Origin of the sequence: Streptomyces zingiberis, from assembly GCF_012034935.1 — a bacterium.
GTDB lineage: Bacteria > Actinomycetota > Actinomycetes > Streptomycetales > Streptomycetaceae > Streptomyces > Streptomyces zingiberis.
The window spans coordinates 1-1,775 of sequence record NZ_JAATEN010000048.1 but is presented as its reverse complement, the minus strand read 5'-3'; the positions used below and the strand labels follow the sequence as shown (position 1 = coordinate 1,775).

1 protein-coding gene is annotated in these 1,775 nt (G+C 75.9%); it reads left to right on the top strand.

The window, feature by feature from the left end; all coding sequences use genetic code 11:
* The coding region (locus HCK00_RS26605) for a condensation domain-containing protein (RefSeq protein WP_240966244.1) at positions 1-1,775 on the top strand (1,775 nt) is incomplete at both ends.

Sequence of the window (1,775 nt, the reverse complement as noted above, 5' to 3'; positions counted from 1 at the left end):
TGGGCGAGACCGCCATCGGCGGCTCGGTGGACCCCGGCACACCCGTCCCGCACACCGTCGAGGCCGCGGCCACCGTCCGGGACACCGAGGACGGTCCGGTGCTCAGCCTGACGCTGAGCTGGCCCGCGGCGGCCCTGGACCAGGCCGCGGCCGAGGGCCTGGGCCAGGCGTGGCTGGACGTCCTCGGCGGTCTCGCCGCCCACGCCGGCGCTCCCGGCGCCGGCGGTCACACCCCCTCCGACTTCCCCCTCGTCCGCCTGACCCCGCGCGACGTCACCGAACTGGAGTCGGCCGTCCCGGGCATGACGGACATCTGGCCGCTGTCACCCCTCCAGGAGGGCATGCTCTTCCACGCGACCTTCGACCGGCAGGGGCCGGACGTCTACCAGAGCCAGCGGCTGCTCGCCCTCGACGGCCCCGTGGACGTGCCCCGCCTCCGCGCCTCCTGGGAAGCCGTCCTCGCCCGCCACCCCGCGCTCCGGGCCGGCTTCCACCGGCTGGAATCCGGCGAACCGGTCCAGGTCGTGGCCCACGGCGTGGACCTCCCCTGGCGCGAGGCGGATCTCTCCACCTTGCCGGCGGCCGAGGCCGAGGCGGAACGGCTCGCGGCGGACGACCTCGCCGGGCGCTTCGACCCCGCCCGCCCCCCGCTGCTGCGGCTGCTCCTCGTCCGGCTGGGGGCCGAGCGGTACCGGCTCGCCGTCACCAGTCATCACCTGCTGGTGGACGGCTGGTCCACCCCCGTCGTCCTGGGCGAGGTGTCCGCCGCCTATGCCGCGGGCGGTGACGGGACGGAGCTTCCGCCCGCGCCCTCGTACCGCTCCTACCTCGACTGGCTCGGCCGGCAGGACCCCGACGCGGCCCGGGCGGCATGGCGCGCCGAACTGGCGGGCGCGGACGAACCGACCCTCGTCGCTCCCGCCGCCCCCACCGAATCCGCCGTGGCGCCGGAGACCGTCTCCGCCGAACTCGCCGCGGAGCGTACCCGCGCGCTGGACGAGCGGGTCCGCGCGCTCGGCGTGACCGTGAACACCGCCGTCCAGGTGGCCTGGGCGCTGGTCCTGGCCCGGCTGACCGGACGCACCGACGTGGTGTTCGGGGGCACCGTGGCCGGCCGCCCGCCGGAACTGCCCGGTGTCGAGGCGATGGTCGGCCTGTTCATCAACACCCTGCCGGTCCGGGTACGGCTGGACGGCGCGGAACCGGTGGCGGAGACGCTCACCCGGACGCAGAAGAACCAGTCGGCGCTCATCGCCCACCAGCACCTGCGCCTTCCCGAGATCCAGCACCTGGCCGGGCCGGGCGCCGGCTTCGACACCATGCTGATGTTCGAGAACTACCCCCGGAGCGCTCCTGTCCTCGCCGGTGCCGGGCCGGAGGCGGAGGACATCGCCATCACCCAGCTCCGCACCGAGGCCGGCACGCACTACCCGCTGGCCGTGGGGGCGGTGCCCGGCGACCGCCTCCGGATCCACGTGACGTACCGGCCGGACGTGTTCGGCCCGGAGGCCGCCGGCCGGATCGCGCGCGGCGTCCTCCGGGTGCTGGAGCAGATGGCGGTGGACGTGGAGGCGCCGGTGGGGCGGCTGGACGTGCTGGAACCGGTGGAGCGCGTACGGGTGCTGGAGGGGTGGGGCGGCGCGCCGGGTGCCGAATCGGTGCTCCCGGTGCCGGAGCTGGTCGCGGGGCGGGTGGCGGTGGCGCCGGAGGCGGTGGCGGTGAGCGGCGCCGAGGGTGAGTTGTCGTATGGGGAGTTGGGTGCGCGTTCGGGTCGG